At 72.3% G+C, this 21466-nt stretch carries 18 protein-coding genes; 8 read left to right on the forward strand and 10 right to left on the reverse strand.

The annotated features are described in order from the left end of the window. Positions 1–264 precede the first annotated feature (264 nt). The gene (locus IGS69_RS05755; protein ID WP_190897479.1) at positions 265–1467 is read left to right on the forward strand and encodes an amino acid deaminase/aldolase; all 1203 of its coding nucleotides are present in this window, start codon (positions 265–267) and stop codon (positions 1465–1467) included. A gap of 35 nt (positions 1468–1502) precedes the next feature. Here IGS69_RS05755 and IGS69_RS05760 read toward each other — a convergent pair whose 3' ends face one another. The 4 genes from IGS69_RS05760 to IGS69_RS05775 are packed head-to-tail and all read right to left on the reverse strand — an operon-like array spanning position 1503 to position 5978. Next, positions 1503–2402, reverse strand: a complete 900-nt coding sequence (locus IGS69_RS05760) for a DUF2510 domain-containing protein (RefSeq protein WP_190904391.1) — start codon at positions 2400–2402, stop codon at positions 1503–1505. Positions 2403–2449: 47 nt separating this feature from the next. Then, positions 2450–3235, reverse strand: a complete 786-nt coding sequence (locus IGS69_RS05765) for a 3-oxoacyl-ACP reductase (RefSeq protein WP_190897481.1) — start codon at positions 3233–3235, stop codon at positions 2450–2452. After that, positions 3232–4605, reverse strand: coding sequence for an aldehyde dehydrogenase family protein (locus IGS69_RS05770; RefSeq protein WP_190897483.1), 1374 nt, complete (start codon positions 4603–4605; stop codon positions 3232–3234). The genes IGS69_RS05765 and IGS69_RS05770 overlap by 4 nt, the downstream gene beginning before the upstream one ends. Positions 4606–4613: 8 nt before the next feature. Next, positions 4614–5978: a glutamine synthetase family protein gene (locus IGS69_RS05775; protein WP_190897485.1), complete on the reverse strand. Its 1365-nt coding sequence runs from the start codon at positions 5976–5978 to the stop codon at positions 4614–4616. Positions 5979–6096: 118 nt separating this feature from the next. Here IGS69_RS05775 and IGS69_RS05780 point away from each other — a divergent pair, with 118 nt between their 5' ends. The 3 genes from IGS69_RS05780 to IGS69_RS05790 all read left to right on the forward strand — a co-directional run bounded on the left by IGS69_RS05780 (position 6097) and on the right by IGS69_RS05790 (position 9166). Beyond that, the gene (locus tag IGS69_RS05780) at positions 6097–6834 is read left to right on the forward strand and encodes a FadR/GntR family transcriptional regulator (protein WP_190897487.1); all 738 of its coding nucleotides are present in this window, start codon (positions 6097–6099) and stop codon (positions 6832–6834) included. Between the two features lie 153 nt (positions 6835–6987). Further along, complete coding sequence (eat, locus tag IGS69_RS05785) at positions 6988–8433, forward strand: ethanolamine permease (RefSeq protein WP_190897489.1); 1446 nt, start codon at positions 6988–6990, stop codon at positions 8431–8433. Between the two features lie 37 nt (positions 8434–8470). Continuing rightward, positions 8471–9166, forward strand: coding sequence for a gamma-glutamyl-gamma-aminobutyrate hydrolase family protein (locus tag IGS69_RS05790; RefSeq protein WP_190904392.1), 696 nt, complete (start codon positions 8471–8473; stop codon positions 9164–9166). 109 nt (positions 9167–9275) lie between these two features. On the opposite strand, the gene IGS69_RS05795 is transcribed toward IGS69_RS05790, so the two are convergent. Beyond that, positions 9276–10205 carry a LysR family transcriptional regulator gene (locus IGS69_RS05795; protein WP_190897491.1) on the reverse strand — a complete coding sequence of 310 codons (930 nt, stop codon included), beginning with the start codon at positions 10203–10205 and terminating at the stop codon, positions 9276–9278. Positions 10206–10275: 70 nt separating this feature from the next. Between IGS69_RS05795 and IGS69_RS05800 the strand changes: the two genes are divergently transcribed. Next, entirely contained in the window at positions 10276–11427 is a 1152-nt protein-coding gene (locus IGS69_RS05800; RefSeq protein ID WP_190897493.1) for a TDT family transporter, read from the forward strand. On the opposite strand, the gene IGS69_RS05805 is transcribed toward IGS69_RS05800, so the two are convergent. The 4 genes from IGS69_RS05805 to IGS69_RS05820 all read right to left on the reverse strand — a co-directional run bounded on the left by IGS69_RS05805 (position 11339) and on the right by IGS69_RS05820 (position 16658). Further along, entirely contained in the window at positions 11339–12058 is a 720-nt protein-coding gene (locus tag IGS69_RS05805) for a helical backbone metal receptor (RefSeq protein WP_190897495.1), read from the reverse strand. The genes IGS69_RS05800 and IGS69_RS05805 overlap by 89 nt on opposite strands. Next, positions 12055–12624: a helix-turn-helix domain-containing protein gene (locus IGS69_RS05810; RefSeq protein ID WP_190897497.1), complete on the reverse strand. Its 570-nt coding sequence runs from the start codon at positions 12622–12624 to the stop codon at positions 12055–12057. The genes IGS69_RS05805 and IGS69_RS05810 overlap by 4 nt, the downstream gene beginning before the upstream one ends. Before the next feature lie 334 nt (positions 12625–12958). Further along, complete coding sequence (locus IGS69_RS05815; RefSeq protein WP_190897499.1) at positions 12959–15574, reverse strand: ABC transporter permease/substrate binding protein; 2616 nt, start codon at positions 15572–15574, stop codon at positions 12959–12961. Then, positions 15567–16658, reverse strand: a complete 1092-nt coding sequence (locus tag IGS69_RS05820; RefSeq protein WP_190897501.1) for a quaternary amine ABC transporter ATP-binding protein — start codon at positions 16656–16658, stop codon at positions 15567–15569. Before IGS69_RS05820 ends, IGS69_RS05815 begins: the two co-directional genes overlap by 8 nt. A 197-nt stretch (positions 16659–16855) precedes the next feature. Between IGS69_RS05820 and IGS69_RS05825 the strand changes: the two genes are divergently transcribed. The 3 genes from IGS69_RS05825 (at position 16856) to IGS69_RS05835 (ending at position 19889) form a co-directional block, all read left to right on the forward strand. Beyond that, positions 16856–17785 (forward strand): 5'-3' exonuclease, encoded by a 930-nt coding sequence (locus IGS69_RS05825; RefSeq protein WP_232543745.1) that lies wholly within the window; start codon positions 16856–16858, stop codon positions 17783–17785. 79 nt (positions 17786–17864) lie between these two features. Continuing rightward, entirely contained in the window at positions 17865–18707 is an 843-nt protein-coding gene (locus tag IGS69_RS05830; protein WP_190897504.1) for a siderophore-interacting protein, read from the forward strand. A gap of 198 nt (positions 18708–18905) precedes the next feature. Then, positions 18906–19889 carry an RluA family pseudouridine synthase gene (locus IGS69_RS05835; protein WP_190897505.1) on the forward strand — a complete coding sequence of 328 codons (984 nt, stop codon included), beginning with the start codon at positions 18906–18908 and terminating at the stop codon, positions 19887–19889. On the opposite strand, the gene IGS69_RS05840 is transcribed toward IGS69_RS05835, so the two are convergent. Beyond that, positions 19883–21415, reverse strand: coding sequence for a cytochrome P450 (locus IGS69_RS05840; protein WP_190897506.1), 1533 nt, complete (start codon positions 21413–21415; stop codon positions 19883–19885). The two genes, IGS69_RS05835 and IGS69_RS05840, sit on opposite strands and share 7 nt — an antisense overlap. Positions 21416–21466 lie beyond the last annotated feature (51 nt).

Here is a 21466-nt window from a genome sequence, read left to right on the forward strand (position 1 = left end):
CCCCCGTTTCCTCATGCCCGGGCCGTTCGTCCGGCGCGGGCCGGTGTCGTCGTGCCCGAGGCCCGGCACGGAATCGTCCCGGGCACACCTACCCGTACGGACGGAGCGTCATCCCGGCGCGGGTCCCCGGCCGGCGCCATCCGCCGTACGTGCGCGTCACTCTACGGCTTGTTCCTGGGCGAGCGGGAACCAGTCCACGAGGCCGGGGCATCTGCCCGGAACGTCCCCCTACCCTGCGGTAATCCAGTCTGGCAGGCTGCGTTCATGACTGCGCGTGCCGCCGACCGGGCCCGTTACGACCGGGCTACCGCCCATCTCGACGCCCCTCTCGCGATCGTGGACCTGGAGGCTTTCGACGCCAACGCCGCCGATCTGGTCCGCCGCGCCGGGGGCAAGCCGATCCGCGTCGCCAGCAAGTCCGTGCGCTGCCGGGCGCTGCTGGAGCGCGTCCTGGCCCGGGACGGCTTCGCGGGGATCATGTCCTTCACGCTCGCCGAGTCGCTGTGGCTGGCCCGGTCGGGGTTCGACGACGTGCTGCTCGCCTACCCGTCCGCCGACCGTGCGGCCTACGCCGAACTCGCCGGTGATCCCAAGCTGGCCGCCGCCGTGACCGTCATGGTCGACGACGTCGCCCAGCTGGATCTGATCGACGCCTCCCGTGGCGGCGGGCGTGAAGTGGTGCGGGTGTGCCTGGAGTTGGACACCGCCCTGAAGCTGCTCGGCGGGCGGGTGCGGGTCGGGGCCCGGCGTTCGCCGCTGCACTCCCCCGCCCAGGTCGCCGACGTGGCACGGGCGGTGGCCCGAAGGCCCGGCTTCGAGCTCGTGGGGATCATGGCGTACGAGGGGCATGTCGCCGGGGTCGGGGACTCGCTGGCCGGGCGTCCGCTGCGGTCCCGTGCGATCCGGCTGATGCAGGCCGCGGCCAGGCGTGAACTCGCCGAGCGGCGTGCGGAGGTGGTGCGCGCGGTGCGGGCCGTCGTGCCGGGCCTCGAGTTCGTCAACGGCGGCGGCACCGGCTCGGTGCAGCACACGGCAGCCGAGGACGCGGTGACCGAGATCGCCGCCGGATCGGGGCTGTACGTGCCGCGTCTGTTCGACAACTACACATCGTTCAGCGGCCGTCCGGCGGCCCTGTTCGCCATGCCCGTGGTGCGGCGGCCGGGGGTGGGTGTGGTGACCGTGCTCGGCGGGGGGTATCCCGCCTCGGGTGCCGCCGGGGCCGACCGGTCGCCCGTGCCGTACCTGCCGGAGGGGCTGCGCTACGACCCTCAGGAGGGTGCCGGTGAGGTGCAGACGCCGCTGCTCGGCTCGCCCGCCGACGATCTGCTGATCGGGGACAAGGTGTGGTTCCGGCACGCCAAGGCCGGTGAGCTGTGCGAGCGGTTCGACGCGCTGCACCTGGTCGAGGGCGACGCGGTGACGGCGACCGTGCCCACCTACCGCGGCGAGGGCCACACGTTCCTCTGAGGCCAGGCCCACGTTCCTCTGAGGCCCGTGGGGCGTCAGTCCGTCGGGCCGATGCTGCTGCCGACGCCGCCGCCGGTGTCCGCGTCGCCGAACGGGCGGATGCCCTTGGTGATGCGGTCCATGTCGGCGAGCGGCGGTCCGTCCTCGCCGGCGTCGAATACGTACCGGACGAGGACCGGGGACTCGGTGCCGACACTGGACGGGAAGACGAGCGACTGGACGTAACCGCCGGGCCCCTTGGCGGTCTTCACGCGCCAGCGCACCAGGTACCCGGCGCGGCCGGCCACCGCGACGGGCCCGGACTTGACGACCTGGTGCGACGTCATGCCGCCGTGGAGTTCGCGGCCGAGGCTGTCGCGGTCGTAGGCCTCGTCGGCCGCCTCGGAGATGTCGGCCTTGGCGAGGGCCTCGGGGGACTTCTCGTCGTTCTCGGTCACCGTGCGGGAGAACACCATGCCGTGGCGGCACAGGCCCACGCCGCCGGGGCAGTCGTAGGTGCCGTCGGTCGTCATGACGACGTCGTCCTGGGCGACGTACTGCGGGCGGACCCAGCCGTCGAGCAGCGGGAACGTGACGCCGTTGAGCTGGTCCTCGACGACCGCGGGGTCGTCGGCGGACGGCTCGGAGTCGGACGCCTCGGGGGCCGGCTCCGGCGGGCCGGGCGTGTGGGCGGGGGTGGTGGTCGGGGCCGTCCTGGTCGTGGTGCCGTCGCCGTCGCCCCCGCCGAGGACGACGGCTCCGGTGACGATCGCCGCGACCAGGACGACGCCCGTGACGGTCAGGACGACCGCCTTGGTGCGGCCGGTACCGCCGCCCGGCGGCGGGGCGGCGGGGGCCTCGGGCGCGCGGCGGTGCTCGGTCCAGGCCGTGCCGTCCCACCAGCGCTGCCGGTGCGGGGCGTGCGGGTCGGGATACCAGCCGGGCGGAGGCGTCATGCTCATCCCGGCACTCTAGGGCGCGGCCCGGGCCGTCCGGAGCCCGGCTACAGGGGTGTGACGTACGCCCCCGCGATCCCGCCGTCGACCAGGAAGTCGGTGGCGTTCACGAACGAGGAGTCGTCGCTGGCGAGGAAGGCCACGGCGGCGGCGATCTCCTCGGCCTCGGCGAACCGGCCCAGCGGGATGTGCACCAGGCGGCGCGCGGCCCGCTCCGGGTCCTTGGCGAACAGCTCCTGGAGCAGCGGGGTGTTGACCGGGCCGGGGCACAGGGCGTTCACACGGATGCCTTCGCGGGCGAACTGGACGCCCAGTTCGCGTGACATGGCGAGGACGCCGCCCTTGGACGCGGTGTAGGAGATCTGGGAGGTGGCCGCGCCCATCCTGGCCACGAAGGAGGCCGTGTTGATGATCGAGCCCTTGCCCTGGCGCCGCATGTAGGGGATGGCGGCCTTGCAGCACAGGTAGACGGAGGTGAGGTTGACCTCCTGGACGCGCTTCCAGGCCTCCAGGCCGGTCTCCAGAATGGAGTCGTCGTCGGGCGGGGAGATGCCGGCGTTGTTGAAGGCGATGTCGACGCTGCCGTAGGTGTCGTAGGCGGTCTTGAAGAGGGCCTCGACCTGCTCGGGGTCGGTCACGTCGACCTTCACGAAGGTGCCGCCGACCTCCTCGGCGGCGGCCTTGCCGCGGGTGTCGTCGACGTCGCCGCAGACGACGTGGGCGCCCTCGGAGGCGAGACGGCGGGCGGCGGCGAGGCCGATGCCGCTGCCGGCTCCGGTGACGACGGCGGTACGGCCGACCAGGCGGCGGCAGATGTTTTCCTGGGCAGTCACTGTGCGGGGCCCTCCGTGCTGATGAAGACGTTCTTGGTTTCGGTGAAGGCGGCCAGGGCGTCGGGGCCGAGCTCGCGGCCGACCCCGGACTGCTTGTAGCCGCCGAACGGGGTCCAGTAGCGGACGCTGGCATGGGAGTTGACGGACAGGTTGCCGGCGCGGACGGCCTGGGAGACGCGCAGGGCACGGCCGACGTCGCGGGTCCAGATGGAGCCGGAGAGGCCGTAGGGGGTGCCGTTGGCGAGGCGGATCGCGTCCTGCTCGTCGGTGAAGGGCAGGAGGACGGCGACGGGGCCGAAGATCTCCTCGCAGGCGGCGGCCGAGTCGGGGCTCTCCCCGGTGAGGACGGTCGGCGGGAACCAGAAGCCCGGGCCCTCGGGTGCGCTGCCGCGCAGGGCCGGGGCGCCGTCCGGTACGAAGCCGCGGACCCGGTCGAGCTGCTGCCGGGAGATCAGCGGGCCCATCTGGGTCTTCTCGTCGGCCGGGTCGCCCACCATCACGGCGGACAGTGCCTCGGCGAGATGCTCACGGACCTCGTCGTAGACGGACTCCTGGACCAGGACGCGGGTGCGGGCGCAGCAGTCCTGGCCGGAGTTGTCGAGGAAGGAGAAGGGGTCGACGGCGGCCTTGAGGTCGGCATCGGCGAAGACGATGTTGGGGCTCTTGCCGCCGAGTTCGAGGGTGACGGGCTTGACCTGCTCGGCGCCGAGGGCCGCGACGCGCGTCCCGGTCCGGGTGGAGCCGGTGAAGACGATCTTGGCGACTCCGGGGTGCCGGACCAGGGCGTCGCCGGTGATGTCGCCGCGTCCGGGCAGGACCTGGAAGAGGTGCTCCGGGAGCCCGGCCTCCAGGGCGAGTCCGGCCAGGCGCAGCGCGGTGAGCGGGGTGGTCTCGGCGGGCTTGAGGAGGACGGCGTTGCCGGCCGCGAGGGCGGGGGCGGTGCCCCAGGCGGCGATCGGCATGGGGAAGTTCCAGGGCGCGATCACGCCGACGACGCCGAGCGGTTCGAGGATCGTGACGTTCAGGCCGCCGGGCACCGGGATCTGCCGGCCGGTGAGCCGCTCCACTCCCCCGGCCGCGTAGTCCAGCAGGTCACGGACGTTGCCGGCCTCCCAGCGGGCGTTGCCGATGAGGTGGCCGGCCTCCCGGACCTCCAGGCGGGCCAGCTCCTCCAGGTGCTCGTCGACGGTGGCCGCGAAGCGGCGCAGCAGCCGGGCGCGGTCGCCGGGGGCGAGGGCGGCCCAGGTCCGCTGCGCCCTGGCGGCCCGGGTGACGGCCGTGTCGACGTCGGCCGGGCTCGCTCCGGCGACGGCGGCGACGACCTCCTCGGTCGCGGGGTTCAGTACTTCCAGAAGGTGCTCGGAAGACAAGAAGGACCTCACATGCGTTCGAAGGAGCGGCGCAGCTCCCAGTCGGTCACCGCGGCGTCGAAGGCGTCCAGTTCGACGCGCGCCATGTTGCGGTAGTGCGCGACGACCTCGTCGCCGAAGGCGGCCCGGGCGATGGGGCTGTTCTCCCAGAGCTCGGCGGCCTCGCGCAGGGTGGTGGGGACGTGGTCGAGGCCGGCGGTGTAGGCGTTGCCGGGGCAGGGCTCGGGCAGCTCCAGCTTCTGCTCGATGCCGTGCAGGCCGGCCGCGACCAGTCCGGCGACGGCGAGGTAGGGGTTGACGTCGCCGCCGGGCAGGCGGTTCTCGAAGCGCAGGGAGCGGCCGTGGCCGACCACGCGCAGCGCGCAGGTGCGGTTGTCCTGGCCCCAGGCGACGGCGGTCGGGGCGAAGGAGCCGGGCTGGAACCGCTTGTAGGAGTTGATGTTGGGGGCGTAGAGGAGGGAGAAGTCGCGCAGCGCTGCCAGCTGACCGGCGAGGAAGTGCCGCATGACCTCGGACATGCCGCCTTCGAGGTCGCCGGCCATGGCGTTGGCGCCGTCGGCGTCGGCGAGCGAGAGGTGGATGTGGCAGGAGTTGCCCTCGCGCTCGTTGTACTTGGCCATGAAGGTGATCGACATGCCCTCCTGGGCGGCGATCTCCTTGGCGCCGGTCTTGTAGACGGCGTGCTGGTCGCAGGTGACCAGGGCCTCGTCGTAGCGGAAGGCGATCTCGTGCTGGCCGGGGTTGCACTCGCCCTTGGCGGACTCGACGGTCAGGCCGGCGCCGGCCATCTCGTTGCGGATGCGGCGCAGCAGCGGCTCGATGCGGCCGGTGCCGAGGACGGAGTAGTCGATGTTGTACTGGTTGGCCGGGGTCAGGCCCTGGTAGCCGGCGTCCCAGGCCTGTTCGTAGGTGTCTTTGAAGACGATGAACTCCAGCTCGGTGCCGACCTGGGCGGTGTAGCCGAGCTCGGCCAGGCGCTCCAGCTGGCGGCGCAGGATCTGGCGGGGGGCGGCGACGACCGGGGAGCCGTCGCTCCAGGCGAGGTCGGCGTGGAGCATGGCCGTGCCCGCGTTCCAGGGGACGCGGCGCAGGGTGGTGAGGTCGGGGTGCATGGCGAAGTCGCCGTAGCCGCGGTCCCAGGAGGACATGGCGTAGCCGTCGACGGTGTTCATCTCGGTGTCGACGGCGAGCAGGTAGTTGCAGCCCTCGGTGCCGTGGTGGAGCACTTCGTCGAGGAAGAAGCGTGCGGCGAACCGCTTGCCCTGGAGCCGCCCTTGCATGTCGGGGAAGGCCAGGACGACAGTGTCGATCTCACCGCCGGCGACGAGGGTGTGCAGTTCCTCGACGCTCAGCGGGGGTGTGCGGTCTGCCACGGGAAGGCCTCCTAGGCTCCTTGGATCCGCTGCCGGCTCCTTGGACCCGCTGCCTTGGATCCGCCGGGAGCCATAAGGTATTGCCGAGAACCATTGCTTGGGAAGGGGGTGCGGCCACATGCCGGAGGAAGCTGGGGGCGGGACGATGCGGGACGGGCTGACGCCGGTGCTGCGGCCGGTGCGCGCCGGCAACGGCTTCGAGGAGGCGCTGGAGCAGATCCTCCAGGTCGTACGGCTGGGTCTGGTGCCGGGCGGAGAGCGGCTGCCGGCCGAGCGGGAACTGGCGGAGCGGCTGGGGATCAGCCGGGTGACCCTGCGCGAGGTGCTGAAGGTGCTCCAGGACCAGGGGCTCGTGGAGTCGCGGCGCGGCCGGTACGGCGGGACGTTCGTGCTGCCGCGTGCCGAAGCCGTCGGCGAGGACGAGCTGCGGCGCCGGGTCGCCGAGGTCGACATAGAGGACGTGCTGCGGTTCCGGGAGGTGCTGGAGGTGGGCGCGGCCGGGCTGTGCGCGGCGCACGGGCTGGAGGAGAAGCAGGCGGACCGGCTGCGCGAGGCCCTGGCGCGCACACACGACGCGCCGCTCGCCGAGTACCGCCGTCTGGACACGCTGCTGCACCTCACGATCGCCGAGCTGTCCGGCTCCCCCACGCTCACCGCCCAGTACGCGGCCGTCCGCGCGACGGTCAACGACCTGCTCGACTGCATCCCGCTGCTGGTGCGCAACCTGGAGCACTCCCAGCGGCAGCACACCGCCCTGGTGGAGGCCGTGATCGAGGGCGACGCCGATCAGGCGCGGGAGATCATGCGCGAGCACTGCGGGGGGACGGCGGCACTGCTGCGGGGCTTCCTCGGCTGAACCGGGCGCTGTCGTCGCGCGGTGAGGATTTACGGGCGATTAACGCAGGGGTATTGCCTTCCCGGGTCGGCACCGCAAAGGTATGGCTCCATTCCATTGAGTCTCAGCCTGCTCGACCCCGTGAACCGCCGCCGCCCCGTCGGGAGTCCGCCCATGTCCCAGGAACCCACTCTCACACCCGCCGCCCCGGAGGGCGACGACTATCTCGAACGCAGAGCGCTGCGCCGCGGCAGCGCCGGCTGGGTGCTGCTGACCGGCCTCGGCGTCGCCTACGTCGTCTCCGGCGACTACTCGGGCTGGAACTTCGGCCTGGCCGAGGGCGGCTTCGGGGGCCTGGCGATCGCCATGGTGCTCATGGGCGCGATGTACGCGTGCATGGTCTTCGCCCTCGCCGAGCTGTCCTCGATCCTGCCCACCGCGGGCGGCGGCTACGGCTTCGCCCGGCGGGCACTCGGCCCCTGGGGCGGCTTCCTGACCGGCACGGCGATCCTCATCGAGTACGTCCTCGCGCCGGCCGCCATCGTCATCTTCATCGGTGACTACGTCGAGTCGCTGGGCCTGTTCGGCCTGGAGTCCGGCTGGCCGATGTACCTGGTCTGCTTCGCGATCTTCCTCGGCATCCATCTGTGGGGGGTCGGCGAGGCGCTGCGCTTCAGCTTCGTCGTCACCGGCATCGCCGTGGCCGCCCTGATCGTGTTCGCGCTGGCGGCGCTGCCCGACTTCTCCTTCGCGTCGCTGGACGACATCCCGGTCGACGCCTCGGCCGCGGGCTCGAACTCCTGGCTGCCGTTCGGTCTGCTCGGCATCTGGGCGGCGTTCCCGTTCGGCATGTGGTTCTTCCTCGGCGTCGAGGGCGTGCCGCTGGCGGCGGAGGAGACCAAGGAGCCCGCCCGCACGCTGCCGAAGGCCATCCGCTGGTCGATGGGCATCCTGGTGCTGCTGGCGGTGGTCACGTTCTTCGCGGCGGCCGGGGCACGCGGTTCCGCCGCGATCCAGGAGGCGGGCAACCCGCTGGTCGAGGCGCTCCAGCCGGACGGCGAGGCGACGACCCTGAGCCGGATCGTGAACTACGCGGGCCTCGCCGGCCTGGTGGCGTCGTTCTTCTCCCTGATCTACGCGGGCTCGCGCCAGCTGTTCGCCCTGTCCCGCGCGGGCTATCTGCCCCGCTTCCTGTCGCTCACCAGCGGCCGCAAGGCGCCGTACCTGGGCCTGCTGGTCCCCGGCACGATCGGCTTCCTGCTGGCGGCGGTCTCGGGCAACGGCGCGCGGATGCTGAACATCGCCGTCTTCGGCGCGACCATCTCCTACGCCCTGATGTCCCTGTCGCACATCGTGCTGCGCCGCAGGGAGCCCGGGCTGGAGCGGCCGTACCGGACACCGGGCGGGGTGCTGACGTCCTCGGTGGCCCTGGTGCTGGCCTGTGCGGCGCTGGTCGCCACGTTCCTGGTGGACGTCACGGCGGCGTTGATCGCACTCCTGGTGTACGCCGTGGCCGTCGCCTACTTCGGCCTGTACAGCCGCAAGCACCTGGTGGCGAAGGCGCCGGAGGAGGAGTTCGCGGCGCTGGCGGCGGCCGAGGCAGAGTTGGCAAGGGACTGAGTGGTTCGACCGTGAGGGAGTCGTCGTGGGCAGGCCGTTGATCGGGGTCAGCACCTATCTGGAGTCCGGTGCGCGCTGGGGCGTGTGGGAGCTGGAGGCCGCCCTGCTGCCGGTCGGCTACCCCCGGTTGGTCCAGCGGGCCGGCGGCCTGGCCGCGATGCTGCCGCCGGACGACACGCGGTACGCCGCGGAGGCCATGGCCCGGCTGGACGGCCTGGTCATCGCGGGCGGGCCGGATGTCGAGCCGGTGCGCTACGGCGCGGAGCGCGAGCCGCGGACGGGGCCGCCCGCGCCGGAGCGGGACGCGTGGGAGCTGGCCCTGATCGAGGCGGCGCTGGCGGCCCGGGTGCCGCTGCTGGGGATCTGCCGGGGCATGCAGCTGCTCAACGTGGCTCTCGGGGGGACGCTCGTGCAGCACATCGACGGGCACGCCGAGGTAGTGGGCGTCTTCGGCGGGCACGCCGTCAAGCCGGTGCCGGGGAGTCTGTACGCCGGTGTCGTCCCGGAGGAGACGTTCGTGCCGACGTACCACCACCAGGCCGTGGACCGCCTGGGAGAGGGCCTCGTCCCCTCGGCGTACGCGGCGGACGGCACGGTGGAGGCGGTGGAACTGCCCTCTGCCGACTGGGTGCTGGGGGTGCAGTGGCATCCGGAGATGGGCGAGGACGTACGGGTGATGAGGGCGCTGGTGGAGGCGGCGAGCACCGGCGAAGTCAGCCCGTCCGGCGTTTGAGGACGAGGCCGTTCAGGCCGAAGCGGGGGTCTGGGGGCGCAGCCCCCGGGCGGGGTCGAAGGGGCAGCGCCCCTGGGGATGGGACGGGTAGGGGCGGCGGGGGCGAGATCTACCCCCGCGTCAGCGACAGCAGGTCCCGCGCCGGCCCCGTGGGGCGATGCCCCGTCGGCCACACCGCCCTCAGGTCCCGCGCCAGGGCCACGCCCTCCACCGGCACCGACACCAGCCGCCGCATCGCCAGCTCCTCCCCCACCGCCAGCTCACTGAGCACCGCCGGCCCCGCCCCGCTCACCACCGCCGCCTTCACCGCCGTCGTCGAGGACAGCTCGATCAGCGGCCGGGCCAGCCCGCCGAGCGCCGCGTCCAGCACCTGCCGCGTCCCCGACCCCTCTTCGCGCAGGATCAGCGGCGTCGACGCCAGTTCCTCCGCCGCCAGCGACCGCCGCCGCCGGGCCCACGCGTGCCCCGGCGCGGTCACCACGATCAGCCGGTCATGCGCGATGACCGCCGAGTCGAGACCGGCCGGCACCGAAAGACCCTCCACGAAACCCAGATCCGCCTCGTCCGACAGCAGCCGCTCCGCCACCGCCGCGGAGTTCCCCGCGTGCAGCGACACCGCCGTGTCGGGCCGCTGCGCGCGCAGCGCGAGGAGCCAGCCCGGCAGCAGATACTCGGCGATGGTCATGCTGGCGGCGACCCGCAAGCGGGAGTCGCGCCGGTCGCGCAGCGCCTGCGCCCCCACGTCGAACGCCTCGGCCGCCTCCACGATCCGCCGCGCCCAGTCCGTCACCAGCGCCCCGGCGTCCGTCAGCCGGGACCCGCGGGGCGACCGGTCGACCAGCGCCACGCCGAGCTGACGCTCCATCGACCGGATCCGGCTGCTGGCCGCGGGCTGGGTGATGCCGAGCTCCCGCGCCGCGCCACCGAGGCTGCCGAGCCGCGCCACCGCCAGCAGCAGCTCCAGAGCGCCCAGATCCGGCACCCGGTGCGCCACGGAGCCGGTGACGGCCGGCCCGGTCCGCTCATCCGCGTTGCTCATAAACCCAGCTTATGCCGCCATAGAGGCATGATCCCTGGTGGTGCGCCTCCCCCGGCCCCACCGTGGAGTCATGGTCACCGCAGCCCGGCCCCGCGCGTACCCGCTGTCCGTCCGTCATCTCGGACCCAACTGGTACGCCACCGTCATGGGCACCGCCGTCGTCGCCACGGCCGGGGCCGCCCTCGCACCGCACGTCCCGGGGCTGCGCGGCATGCTCGCGGCCGTCTGGGCGCTCTCGCTTACGCTGCTCGTGACCCTGCTCGGCGCGCGGACCGTGCACTGGGCCCGGCACCGGGACCAGGCCCGCTCCCACCTCCTCGACCCGGCGGTGGCGCCCTTCTACGGCTGCCTCGCCATGGCCCTGCTGGCCGTGGGCGGCGGTGCCCTCACCGTCGGCCGGGACTGGATCGGGCTGCGGGCGGCGTTGGCGCTCGACATGGTGCTGTTCACCGCCGGCACGGTTCTCGGGCTCGCCGCGGCGGTCACGGTGCCGTATCTGATGGCCGTACGGCATCGGGTCGAGCCGGGGCAGGCCACGCCGGTCTGGCTGCTGCCGCTCGTCGCGCCCATGGTGTCGGCCGCCGTCGGGCCGCTGCTGGTGCCGTATCTGCCGCCCGGTCAGGCCCGGGAGACTCTGCTGCTCGGCTGCCTCGCGCTGTTCGGGCTCAGCCTGCTCGCGACGCTGGTCATGCTGCCGCTGGTCTTCGGCCGGTCGCTCACCGGCGGGCCGCTGCCCCTCGCCCTCACCCCGACGCTGTTCCTGGTGCTCGGCCCGCTCGGGCAGTCCACCACCGCCGTCGGCGCCTTCGCGGACGTCGCGCCCGGAGTCGTACCGGCGCCGTACAGCGAGGGTTTCGGTGCCCTCGCGGTGCTGTACGGCGTGCCCGTGATGGGGTTCGCGCTGCTCTGGTTCTGCCTGGCCACCGCCCATGTCGTCCGCGCCCGGCGGCACGGGATGCGGTTCTCGATGACCTGGTGGTCGTTCACCTTCCCGGTCGGCACCTGTGTCACGGGCGCCGAGGCGCTGGCCCGGCACACCGGGCTCGTCGCCTGTGCGGCCCCGGCGGTCCTGCTCTACGCGGTGCTGGTCGCGGCGTGGGGCACGGCCGTGGTGGGCACCGTGCGCGGGCTGCTCAGGGGCGAGCTGCTCGCAGCGCCCCGCCCAGCACCCGCGGCGCCTCGGCCAGTGACGGCCCGTACCACGTCAGGTGCCGTCCGCTGACGAGCGCGCAGGGCAGGCCGGGAAAGGCCTCGGGGCCGTCGTCGGCGGTGAAGCGGTACGGCTCGTCCGGCAGCACCACCACGTCGGGGGCACAGGCGCGCAGGTCCTCCAGCGGGACGCGCGGATAGCGGTCGGGGTGCTTCGCGTGCACGTGGTCGACGCCGAGGCGGGCGAGGACGTCGCCGGCGAAGGTGTCACGGCCGAGGACCATCCACGGCCGGCGCCAGACCGGCACGACCGCCGTGCGGCGCGGCCCGGGCTCCGGCAGGGACGACCAGGTCTGCTCCGCCTCGTCCAGCCAGCGCGGCCGGGACGCCACCCCGCAGGCGTCCAGCACCCGGGCCAGTTCCCGGAAGGCCTGCGGCAGGTCGCGGATCTCCGTCACCAGGACCTCGGCGCCCGCCGCCCGCAGGGCCGCGAGGTCGGGGGCGCGGTTCTCCTCCTCGTTGGCGATCACCAGGTCGGGCGCGAGGGAGAGGATGCGGTCGGTCGCGGGGTTCTTGGTGCCGCCGACGCGTACGACGTCGAGGCCGGGGGGATGCGTGCACCAGTCGGTGGCGCCGACGAGGGATCCGGGCGCCGAGCGGGCCACGGCCTCGGTCAGCGAGGGGACCAGCGAGACCACTCTCACCGGCGAGGCCGGTCCCGGACCGCCTCGATGTGCTCCGCCACGGCGACGACGACCACACGGCTGTCCGACTCGGCCGCCCGCCAGCGGTGCCGTACGCCACCGGTCAGGTACAGCGTGTCGCCGCGGCCCAGGCGGTAGGCGCGGCCCTCCGCCTCGATCTCCACCGCGCCGTCGGCGATGTACATCAACTGGTCGTTTCTGTACTGGAATTCACGGCCCGCGTCATGGTCGCCGGTGAACTCGGAGGCATGCATCTGGTGGTGGCCGCGGACCAGGGAGCGGGTCCGGGGCTGAGGCTCGGGGTCGGTGCCGTCGGCACGGACGACGTCCACGCTGCACGCCGGGTCGGCCGCGGCGAGGAGCTCCACGGCGGTGGTGCGCAGGGCGTCGGCGATCTTCTCCAGGGAGCTGGTGCTGGGCCGGGCCCTGTCGTTCTCGATCTGGCTCAGGAACGGGACGGACAAGCCACAGCGCGCGGCCACGACGGCAAGGGTGAGCTCCAGCGCGCGGCGCCGCCGGCGCACGGCCGCGCCCACCCGAAGGGGTTGCTCTTTGTGGTCGCCCATCGCTCCGGCTCCCTCCTTCGCCCGTCGATCCGCTCCCCGTGCGGCGGTGTCCCGGCGCACTGCTCCTGCTTGAGTTGTCTGCACCCTACGCACGTCCGGCAAACCGTTTCATGCGCCCGTCACATCGACGTCATACGGGACGGTGCACGACCTCACACTTCGCGCCAGGGGATCCGCCGCCGAAGGGGGCGGGGCGGGTGTTCCTCCCGCGGGAGGACCTGGCAGGGAGAGGGGGTTCAGGGGGTCGCGTAGCGCTCTGTGGTTGTCCGGATCCCGTTCGTCGGGACCGGGAGCGGGGTGGGGCGCGGCGTGTCGCGCGTCCCACCCCGGAACCCTACTGCGGTGTCATCCGCCGCACCATGTCCGGGTGCTGCTCGAGCCACTCGGCCACGGCCTCTTCCTCGTGGCCCTGGCCGCGGTCCTTGATCTCGCTCTCCAGTGTGCCGAGCTCGTCCTCGCTCATCTTGAAGTTCTTGATCCACTTCGTGAGCTGCGGGTACTCCTCGGGGAACTTCTCGTTGGAGATGGTGCGGATCGTGTTGCCCTCGCCGAAGGCCTTCCTGGGATCCTTCAGCTTGGTCAGCTCGTAGTCGCTGTACGCCCAGTGCGGCGACCAGAGGGTGACGGCGATCGGTTCCTTCTTGGCGTACGCGCGCTTGAGCTCGGCCAGCATCGCGGGCGTGGAGCCGTCGACGACCTCGTACTCCTTGTCCAGGCCGTAGCCGGGCAGGACCTTGTTCTTCAGCAGGTCCATCTCGCCGGTGCCCGGCTCGATGCCGATGATCTTCCCCTTGAAGGTGGAGGACTTGCCCTTGAGGTCCTCCAGGGAGTCGACGCCCTTCACGTAGGACGGTACGGCGAGCTCCAGGGAGGTCGGTTCGTACCAGGTGCCGAGGTCCTTGAGCCGGTCCTTGTTCTTGTCCCAGTAGTTCTTCTGGGCGTGGGGCAGCCAGGCGTCGAAGTTGAGGTCGAGATCGCCGGAGGCCAGACCGGTGTAGACCGGGCCGACGTCCATCTGCTTCAGGTTCAGCTGGTAGCCGCGCCGCTCGAGGACGTTCTTCCACAGGTAGGTGACGGCGATGTCCTCGTCCCAGGGGAACCAGGCGACGTCCAGGGGCTGCTTCGCCTCGGCGGGCGTGCCGCCCCCGGCGTTCTGCACCGGGGCCATCGTGTCGACGACACCGGGGTTCTGCTTCAGCCAGGTGCGGACGGCGTCCTGCTGGGCGCCCTTGCCGGCCTTGTTGATCTCGGCTTCGAGGCTGGTGAGCTGCTTCTCGCTCATCTTGAAGTTCTTCAGCCACTTGGCGACCGTGGGGTCGTCGTCGGCGAAGCCCTTGCGGGACAGGGTGTGCACGCCGTCGCCCTCGCCCCAGGCGCCCTTGGGGTCCTTGAGCTTTTTGAGGTCGTAGTCGTTGTACGCCCAGTGCGGCGACCACAACGTGGTGACGATCGGCTTCTTCTGGGCGTAGGCGCGCTTCAGCTCGGCCAGCATCGCGGGCGTGGAGCTGTCGACGACCTCGTACTCCTTGTCGAGGCCGTACTCCTTGAGGACCTTGCTCTTCAGCAGGGCCATCTCGCCGGCGCTGGACTCGATGCCGGTGATCTTGCCGCCGAACTCGGAGGCCCTGCCCTTGAGGTCGGCCAGGGAGTCGATGCCCTTCATGTAGGCGGGCACGGCGAGCTCCAGGGACGTCTTGTCGTACCAGGCGCCGAGATCGTCGAGCTGCTTGCCGTACTTCTTCCAGTACTGGGCGTGGGTGGTGGGCAGCCAGGCGTCCGTCTGGAAGTCGACGTCGCCCTGGGCGAGCGAGGTGTAGAGCGGGCCGGCGTCGAACTGCTTGGCCTCGACCTCGTAGCCGCGCTGCTCCAGGACCTCCTTCCAGAGGAACGTGGAGGCGACGCCCTCGTCCCAGGGGATGTAGCCGATGGTGATCTTCTTGCCCTGGCCGACGTTCTTGCCGTCCGCCACGGCCTCGGTGCCGGTGCCGCCGCCGAAGGCGCCCATGCCGCCCGCGGTGAGGGCGAGGACGACGACGCCGATCACGGCGACGACCGGGCGGGGCCGGTACGACCAGATCTTCAGCCCCTGGGCGGCGCGCAGCTTGGCGGCGGCGCGGCGGCCGAGCGGGGAGACCTGGGTGCCCAGGGCGCTGGTCATACGGTCCAGGTAGATCGCGAGGATCACGATCGCCACGCCGGCCTCGGAGCCGAGGCCCACGTTGAGCTGGCCGATGGCCTCGTTGACGTCGCCGCCGAGGCCGCCGGTGCCGACCATGCCGGCGATCGCGGCCATGGACAGCCCGAGCATGATGACCTGGTTGACACCGGCCATGACGGTGGGCAGGGCCAGCGGCAGCTGGACGCGCAGCAGCGTCTTGCGGGGCGAGGTGCCGAACGCCTCGGCCGCCTCGACCAGTTCCTTGTCGACCTGCCGGATGCCCAGCTCGGTCATGCGCACGCCCGGGGCGAGCGCGAAGATCAGGGTGGCGACGATGCCGGCGGGGGCGCCGGTGCCGAAGAACAGGATCGCCGGGATGAGGTAGATCATCGCGGGCAGCGTCTGCATGAAGTCCAGGACGGGCCGGACCAGACCGCTGACGCGGTCCGAGCGGGCCGCCCAGATGCCCACGGGTATGGAGATCACCAGCGCGATGACGGTCGCCACGAGGACGAGCGCCAGGGTGATCATCGCGTTCTCCCACAGTTCGAGGGAGTCGATGAACGCGAATCCCACGAACGTGAGGACACCGGCGAGGGTGCCGCGCAGCCAGAAGGCGATCACGGCGAAGATGCCGGCGAGGAGCAGCGGTTCGGGGGCCTGGAGGACGGCGTTGATGGCGTCGTACAGGCCGAGGAAGACGGTCTTGCAGAAGTCGAACAGCCACGCCATGTGGGTGGTGAGCCAGTCGACCGCGTCGTTGACCCAGTTGCCGAGCTGAATCCTAGGCACGGGCGGTCACCTTCTCTCCGCCCTTGTCCCGCGGGGAGTCGCAGGGCTCCGGGGTGGCGTCCCGCTCGTCGCCGAGGAAGCCGACCAGGCGCTGCCGGGGGACGACGCCGATCTGCTTGTTGTCCTCGTCCACGACCGAGACGGGGTGGGCGAGCCGGGCGCTGATGGCGCACAGCTCCGTGAAGGGGGTGTCGGGCGTGGCGGTCTCGCAGCGGCAGCCGGGGTCGTCGGCGGTGACCGAGGTGTCCATGAGCTCGCCGGCGGTCAGCACACGGGAGCGGTCGACGTCCTGGGTGAAGGAGGCGACGTAGTCGTTCTCCGGCCGCAGCAGGATGTCCTGGGCGCTGCCGATCTGGACGATGCGGCCGTCGCGCATGACGGCGATGCGGTCGCCCAGGCGCATGGCCTCGTTCAGGTCGTGTGTGATGAACACGATCGTCTTCTTGAGCTTCTGCTGGAGTTCCAGCAGCTGGTCCTGCATGTCACGGCGGATCAGCGGGTCCAGCGCGCTGAAGGACTCGTCCATCAGCAGCAGGTCGGCGTCGGTGGCGAGCGCGCGGGCGAGGCCGACGCGCTGCTGCATGCCGCCGGACAGCTCGTCGGGCCAGGACTTCTCCCAGCCGGCCAGGCCGCACAGGGCGAGCGCCTCGTCGGCGCGGCGTGCGCGCTCGGCGCGGGGCACGCCCTGCACTTCCAGACCGTAGGCCGCGTTCTCGCGCACGCTGCGGTGCGGGAAGAGCGCGAAGTGCTGGAACACCATGCTGATCTTCTCGGCACGGACTTGGCGCAGCTCACGGTCGGACAGCGTGGTCAGGTCCTGGCCGTCGAAGCGCACATGCCCGGCGGTGGGCTCGAGCAGGCCGTTGAGCATGCGGAGCAGGGTGGACTTGCCGGATCCGGACAGGCCCATCACGACGAAGATCTGCCCGGGCTCCACGGTGAACGACGCGTCGATCACCGCGGCGGTGGCGCCTTCGGCGCGCAGCTCGTCACGGTCGGCCCCGCCTCGGAGCCGCTCGACCGCCCGGTCCGGTCTTCTGCCGAACACTTTGTACAGGCTCTCTGCTTCAAGCCTCGCTGACACGTGCACCTCTATTCGCTTGGCAACAGAACAGAGCGAGGACAGGGCGCAAACAGTTGAAATGCGCAACCAGCCTCGCTGCGTGGCGGCGCCTCCCCTCGATCTCCGGCGGCAAACCCGAAAGTGGGGTGCTTCACACCGGACGCGCAGGGCGCATCGCGTCGCGCTGCGGAGAGTGGCTGTCGGCGGCGTACGGCATGATGCGTGGCGTGACCGGACGACTGATGCTCCTCGACACCGCTTCCCTGTACTTCCGCGCCTACTTCGGCGTCCCGGACTCGGTCAGGGCCCCGGACGGTACGCCGGTGAACGCCGTGCGCGGACTGCTCGACTTCATCGACCGCCTGGTCAAGGACCACCGACCGGACCTCCTGGTGGCCTGCATGGACGCCGACTGGCGGCCGCAGTGGCGGGTGGACCTGATCCCCTCCTACAAGGCGCACCGCGTCGCCGAGGAGCACGCGGCCGGCCCGGACGAGGAGGAGGTGCCCGACACGCTGTCGCCGCAGGTGCCGGTCATCGAGGCGGTGCTGGACGCGGTGGGCATCGCCCGCGTGGGCGTCGCCGGCTACGAGGCGGACGACGTCATCGGCACGTTCACCGCGGCGGCGAAGGGCCCGGTCGACATCGTCACGGGCGACCGCGATCTGTACCAGCTGGTGGACGACGCGCGCGGGGTGCGCGTGCTGTACCCGCTGAAGGGCGTGGGCACGCTGCAGCACACCGATGAGGCGGTGCTGCGTGAGAAGTATGGGGTGGACGGCAGCGGGTACGCGGATCTGGCCCTGCTGCGCGGCGACCCGAGCGACGGCCTGCCGGGCGTGCCGGGCATCGGTGAGAAGACAGCCGCCAAGCTGCTGGCCGAGTTCGGGGACCTGGCCGGGATCATGGCGGCGATCGAGGACCGGGGGTCGAAGCTGACGCCGACCCAGCGCAGGCGGCTGGACGAGGCGCGTCCCTATCTCGCGGTCGCGCCGAAGGTGGTCCGGGTCGCGGACGACGTACCCCTGCCCGACGTTTCCACTGCGCTGCCGCGCACGCCGCGCGACCCGGCCGCACTGGAGGCACTGGCGGCCCGCTGGGGACTGGGCGGGTCCCTGGAGCGGCTGATGGCGACGCTCTCGGCGTGATCTCCCGCCACAAGAGGTGTGAACTGGGGGCGAGGTGCTAACTTAGGTTACCCTAACTATGTGAGACAGGGAGGTCCTCATGGCAGAGCGACCGGGCCGCCAGCCGCGCAGACTCCACTCCGCGCAGGTGGTGCGCACCGAGCGGCTGACCCCGCACATGCAGCGCGTGGTGCTCGGCGGCGAGGGCCTCGCCGATTTCGCGGCGGACACGTGCACCGACCACTATGTGAAGCTGCTGTTCCCGCCCGCGGGCGTCACCTACCCGGAACCTTTCGACCTGCAGCGCGTCAAGGACGAGCTGCCGCGCGAACAGTGGCCGGTGACCCGGACCTACACGGTCCGCCAGTGGGACGCCGAGCACCGCGAGCTGACGCTGGACTTCGTCATCCACGGTGACGAGGGCCTGGCCGGTCCATGGGCCGTGCGTGTCCAACCGGGCGAGACCGTGCGCTTCATGGGCCCCGGCGGTGCGTACGCCCCCGACCCGGGCGCCGACTGGCACCTGCTCGCCGGCGACGAGAGCGCGCTGCCCGCGATCGCCTGCGCCCTGGAGGCGTTGCCGCGCGAGGCCAGGGCGTACGCCTTCGTGGAGGTCTCCGGCCCCGAGGAGGAGCAGAAGATCGACTCGGACGTGGACGTCGTCTGGCTGCACCGCGGCGCCCGGCCGCTGGGTGAGGCCCTGGTCGAGGCCGTCCGTAACCTGGAGTTCCCCGAGGGCCGGGTGCACGCCTTCGTCCACGGCGAGGCGCACTTCGTCAAGCAGCTGCGCCATCTGCTCCGCGTGGAGCGCCGGGTCGCGCGCGAGGACCTCTCGATCTCCGGTTACTGGCGCCGCGGCCACAACGAGGACGGCTGGCAGGCCTCCAAGCGCGAGTGGAACGCCCGGATCGAGGCGGAGCAGGAGAGCGCGTCCGCGGCCTGACGGCTCACCGGCGCGCCGCGGTGCCCGGCTCAGGTCCCGGCCCGCCGTCGGCGGGAGGGCCGGTTGCGTCGGTCCGCGAGGGCCCCGCGGTCAGGACCGGGGTGATGAGGAACGGCATGCCCGCATCCCGGCGAGGCCCGGCCGGGCGGTCCCGGTCGTTTTCCGCGCCGGCACACCCGCCTCGTACGCTGGGCCCCGATGAGACGCACGACCCGCACCCCGCCCTCTCCCCTGCCGCAGCGCCACGGGGTGGACCCGGTGCGCGTGCGGCTGCCCGCCACGGGGTCGTGGGGCACGGTGCGCGCGCACCTGGTGGAGCGGCTCTCGGGGGCGGGCGCGGGAGTCGTCGACGGCATGTTCGACGCGGGCCGGATCGTCGGGGCGGACGGACGGCCGGTGGCCGCGGACGCGCCCTTCGTGCCGGGGATGTTCGTGTGGTTCCACCGGGACCTGCCCGACGAGGTGCCGGTGCCCTTCCCGGTGCGGGTCGTGCACCGCGACGAGCACATCGTCGTCGCCGACAAGCCGCACTTCCTCGCCACCACCCCGCGTGGCGGCCATGTCGCCGAGACCGCGCTGGCCCGGCTCCGCCGCGAGCTGGACCTCCCCGAGCTCACCGCGGCCCACCGGCTGGACCGGCTCACCGCGGGACTCGTGCTGTTCACGGTGCGCCCCGAGGAGCGCGGGACGTACCAGTCGCTGTTCCGCGACCGCCGGATCCGCAAGGAGTACGAGGCCGTCGCCCCGTACGACCCCGGCCTCGCCCTGCCCCGGACCGTCCGCAGCCGGATCGTGAAGGAGCGCGGGGTGCTCACCGCCCGGGAGGTTCCGGGCGAACCCAACGCCGTCAGCCGTGTCGAGCTGGTCGAGCACCGTGAAGGCCCCGGCGGACTCGCCCGGTACCGGCTCACGCCCGCCACCGGGCAGACGCACCAGCTGCGCGTGCACCTGAGCGCGCTGGGCGTGCCGATCCTCGGCGACCCGCTCTACCCGGAGGTGACCGCGCCCGTGCCGGCCGGTGACTTCCGCCGCCCCCTCCAACTGCTGGCGCGGTCCTTGGAGTTCACCGACCCGGTCACGGGCGCGGAGCACCGGTTCCGCAGCGGCCGGGTGCTCGCGGCCTGGGCGTCGTACGACCGGTGGGCCGCCGGCGGCAACGACGGCCCGTCAGACGGTCAGTAGCCGCGCCACCAGCTCAGGAACCGCTGCCAGAGACCCTTGCGGCGGGCCGGTTCCGCCACGGCGGGCTGCACCGGCACCGGCTGGGGCAGGACCGGGTCCGGCTGCGGCTGCGCGGCGACCGGCTGCGGCTGCGCGGCGGCCGGCTGGGGCTGCGCGGCGGCCGGTGCGGCCTGCGGCTGCGCGGTGCCGATCTGCCAGTCCGAGCGCTGGGCTGCGACCGGCTTGTGGTTGGGCACCTCCTGTACGTCCTGCGGCGGCTTGGGCGCGAACTGCACCGGCAGCTCCACCAGGTGCCGGGAGGCGATGGACGCGGTCCAGCGCAACTCCTCCTGGTCGCAGTCGAGTTCCACGTCCGGCAGCCGCATCAGCAGCGCGTCGACGCCCACGTCGGCGATGGAGCGGCCGATGTCCTGCCCGGGGCACTCGTGGGGGCCGCCCCCGAAGGCGAGGTGGGAGCGGTTGCCCTGCATGCTGGCCTTCAGGTCCGGCCGTACCCGCGGGTCGACGTTGGCCGGGAGCGGCGCGAAGAGCAGCCCGTCACCCCGGCGGATGCGCTGCCCGCCCAGCTCGGTCTCCTGCTTGGCGAAGTAGGCGAAGACCGTGCTGAACGGCGGTTCGTTCCACAGGGACTGCTCCACCGCCTCCGGCACCGTCATCTGGCCGCCGTTGAGCTGGGCCCGGAAGCGCGGGTCGATCAGCACCGTGAGCAGCACGTTGGACAGCAGATTGGTGGTGGCCTCGTAGGCGGCGAAGAGCACCAGGCGCAGGTGCTCCCTGACCTCGTCGTCGGTCAGCCGGGCCGGGTGGGTGATCAGGTAGCTGGCGAGGTCCTCCTCCGGCTGCGCACGCCGGAGGGCGGTGAGCCGGCTCAGGGCTTCCATGACGTAGGAGTGGCTGGCGATCGCGGTCTCGGTCCCCTTGAGCGCGTCACGGGCGGCCTCGACGAGCCGGTCGTTGTACTCCTCGGGCATGCCGAGGATCTCGCACATCACCGCCATCGGCAGGTGCTCGGTGAACTGGCTGACGAGTTCCGCCTCGCCCGCCTCGCAGAACCGGTTGACGATCACCTGCGTACTGCGGTTGATGTAGCGGCGCAGGCTGCGGAAGTCGATCGTGGAGACGGCCCCCATGACCGCGCCGCGCAGCCGCTTGTGCTCGTCACCCTCGGCGTGCGAGGCGATGGGCTGCCAGGCGATGTGCGGCATCAGCGGATGGTCGGGCTTGACCAGGCCCTCCCTGAGCGGGGTCCAGATCCGGCTGTCCCGGCAGTACTGCGAGGGCGAGCGCACCATGTGCAGGTTCTCGGCGTGGCCGAGGACGACCCACATCGGCACGTCGTCATGGAGCAGCACCGGCGCCACGGGGCCGTGCTGCTCCCGCAGTTGCTCGTACAGCGCTCCGAGGTCCTCCGCCTCGTGCAGCCGGTGCAGCCCCCCGGGCCCGAGGCCGTGCGCGGGGCAGCCGGGGGGCGGGCCGGGCCGGAGGTCGTCGTCCGTACTGGTCGGGGCGTGGGATTCAGGCGTCACAGTGATCGCTCCGAAGCTTTCCAGGTGTCATGGGGAGGGACGGGGTGGCCG

It is taken from the genome of Streptomyces tuirus (assembly GCF_014701095.1).
In the GTDB taxonomy this organism is placed as follows: Bacteria; Actinomycetota; Actinomycetes; order Streptomycetales; family Streptomycetaceae; genus Streptomyces; species Streptomyces tuirus.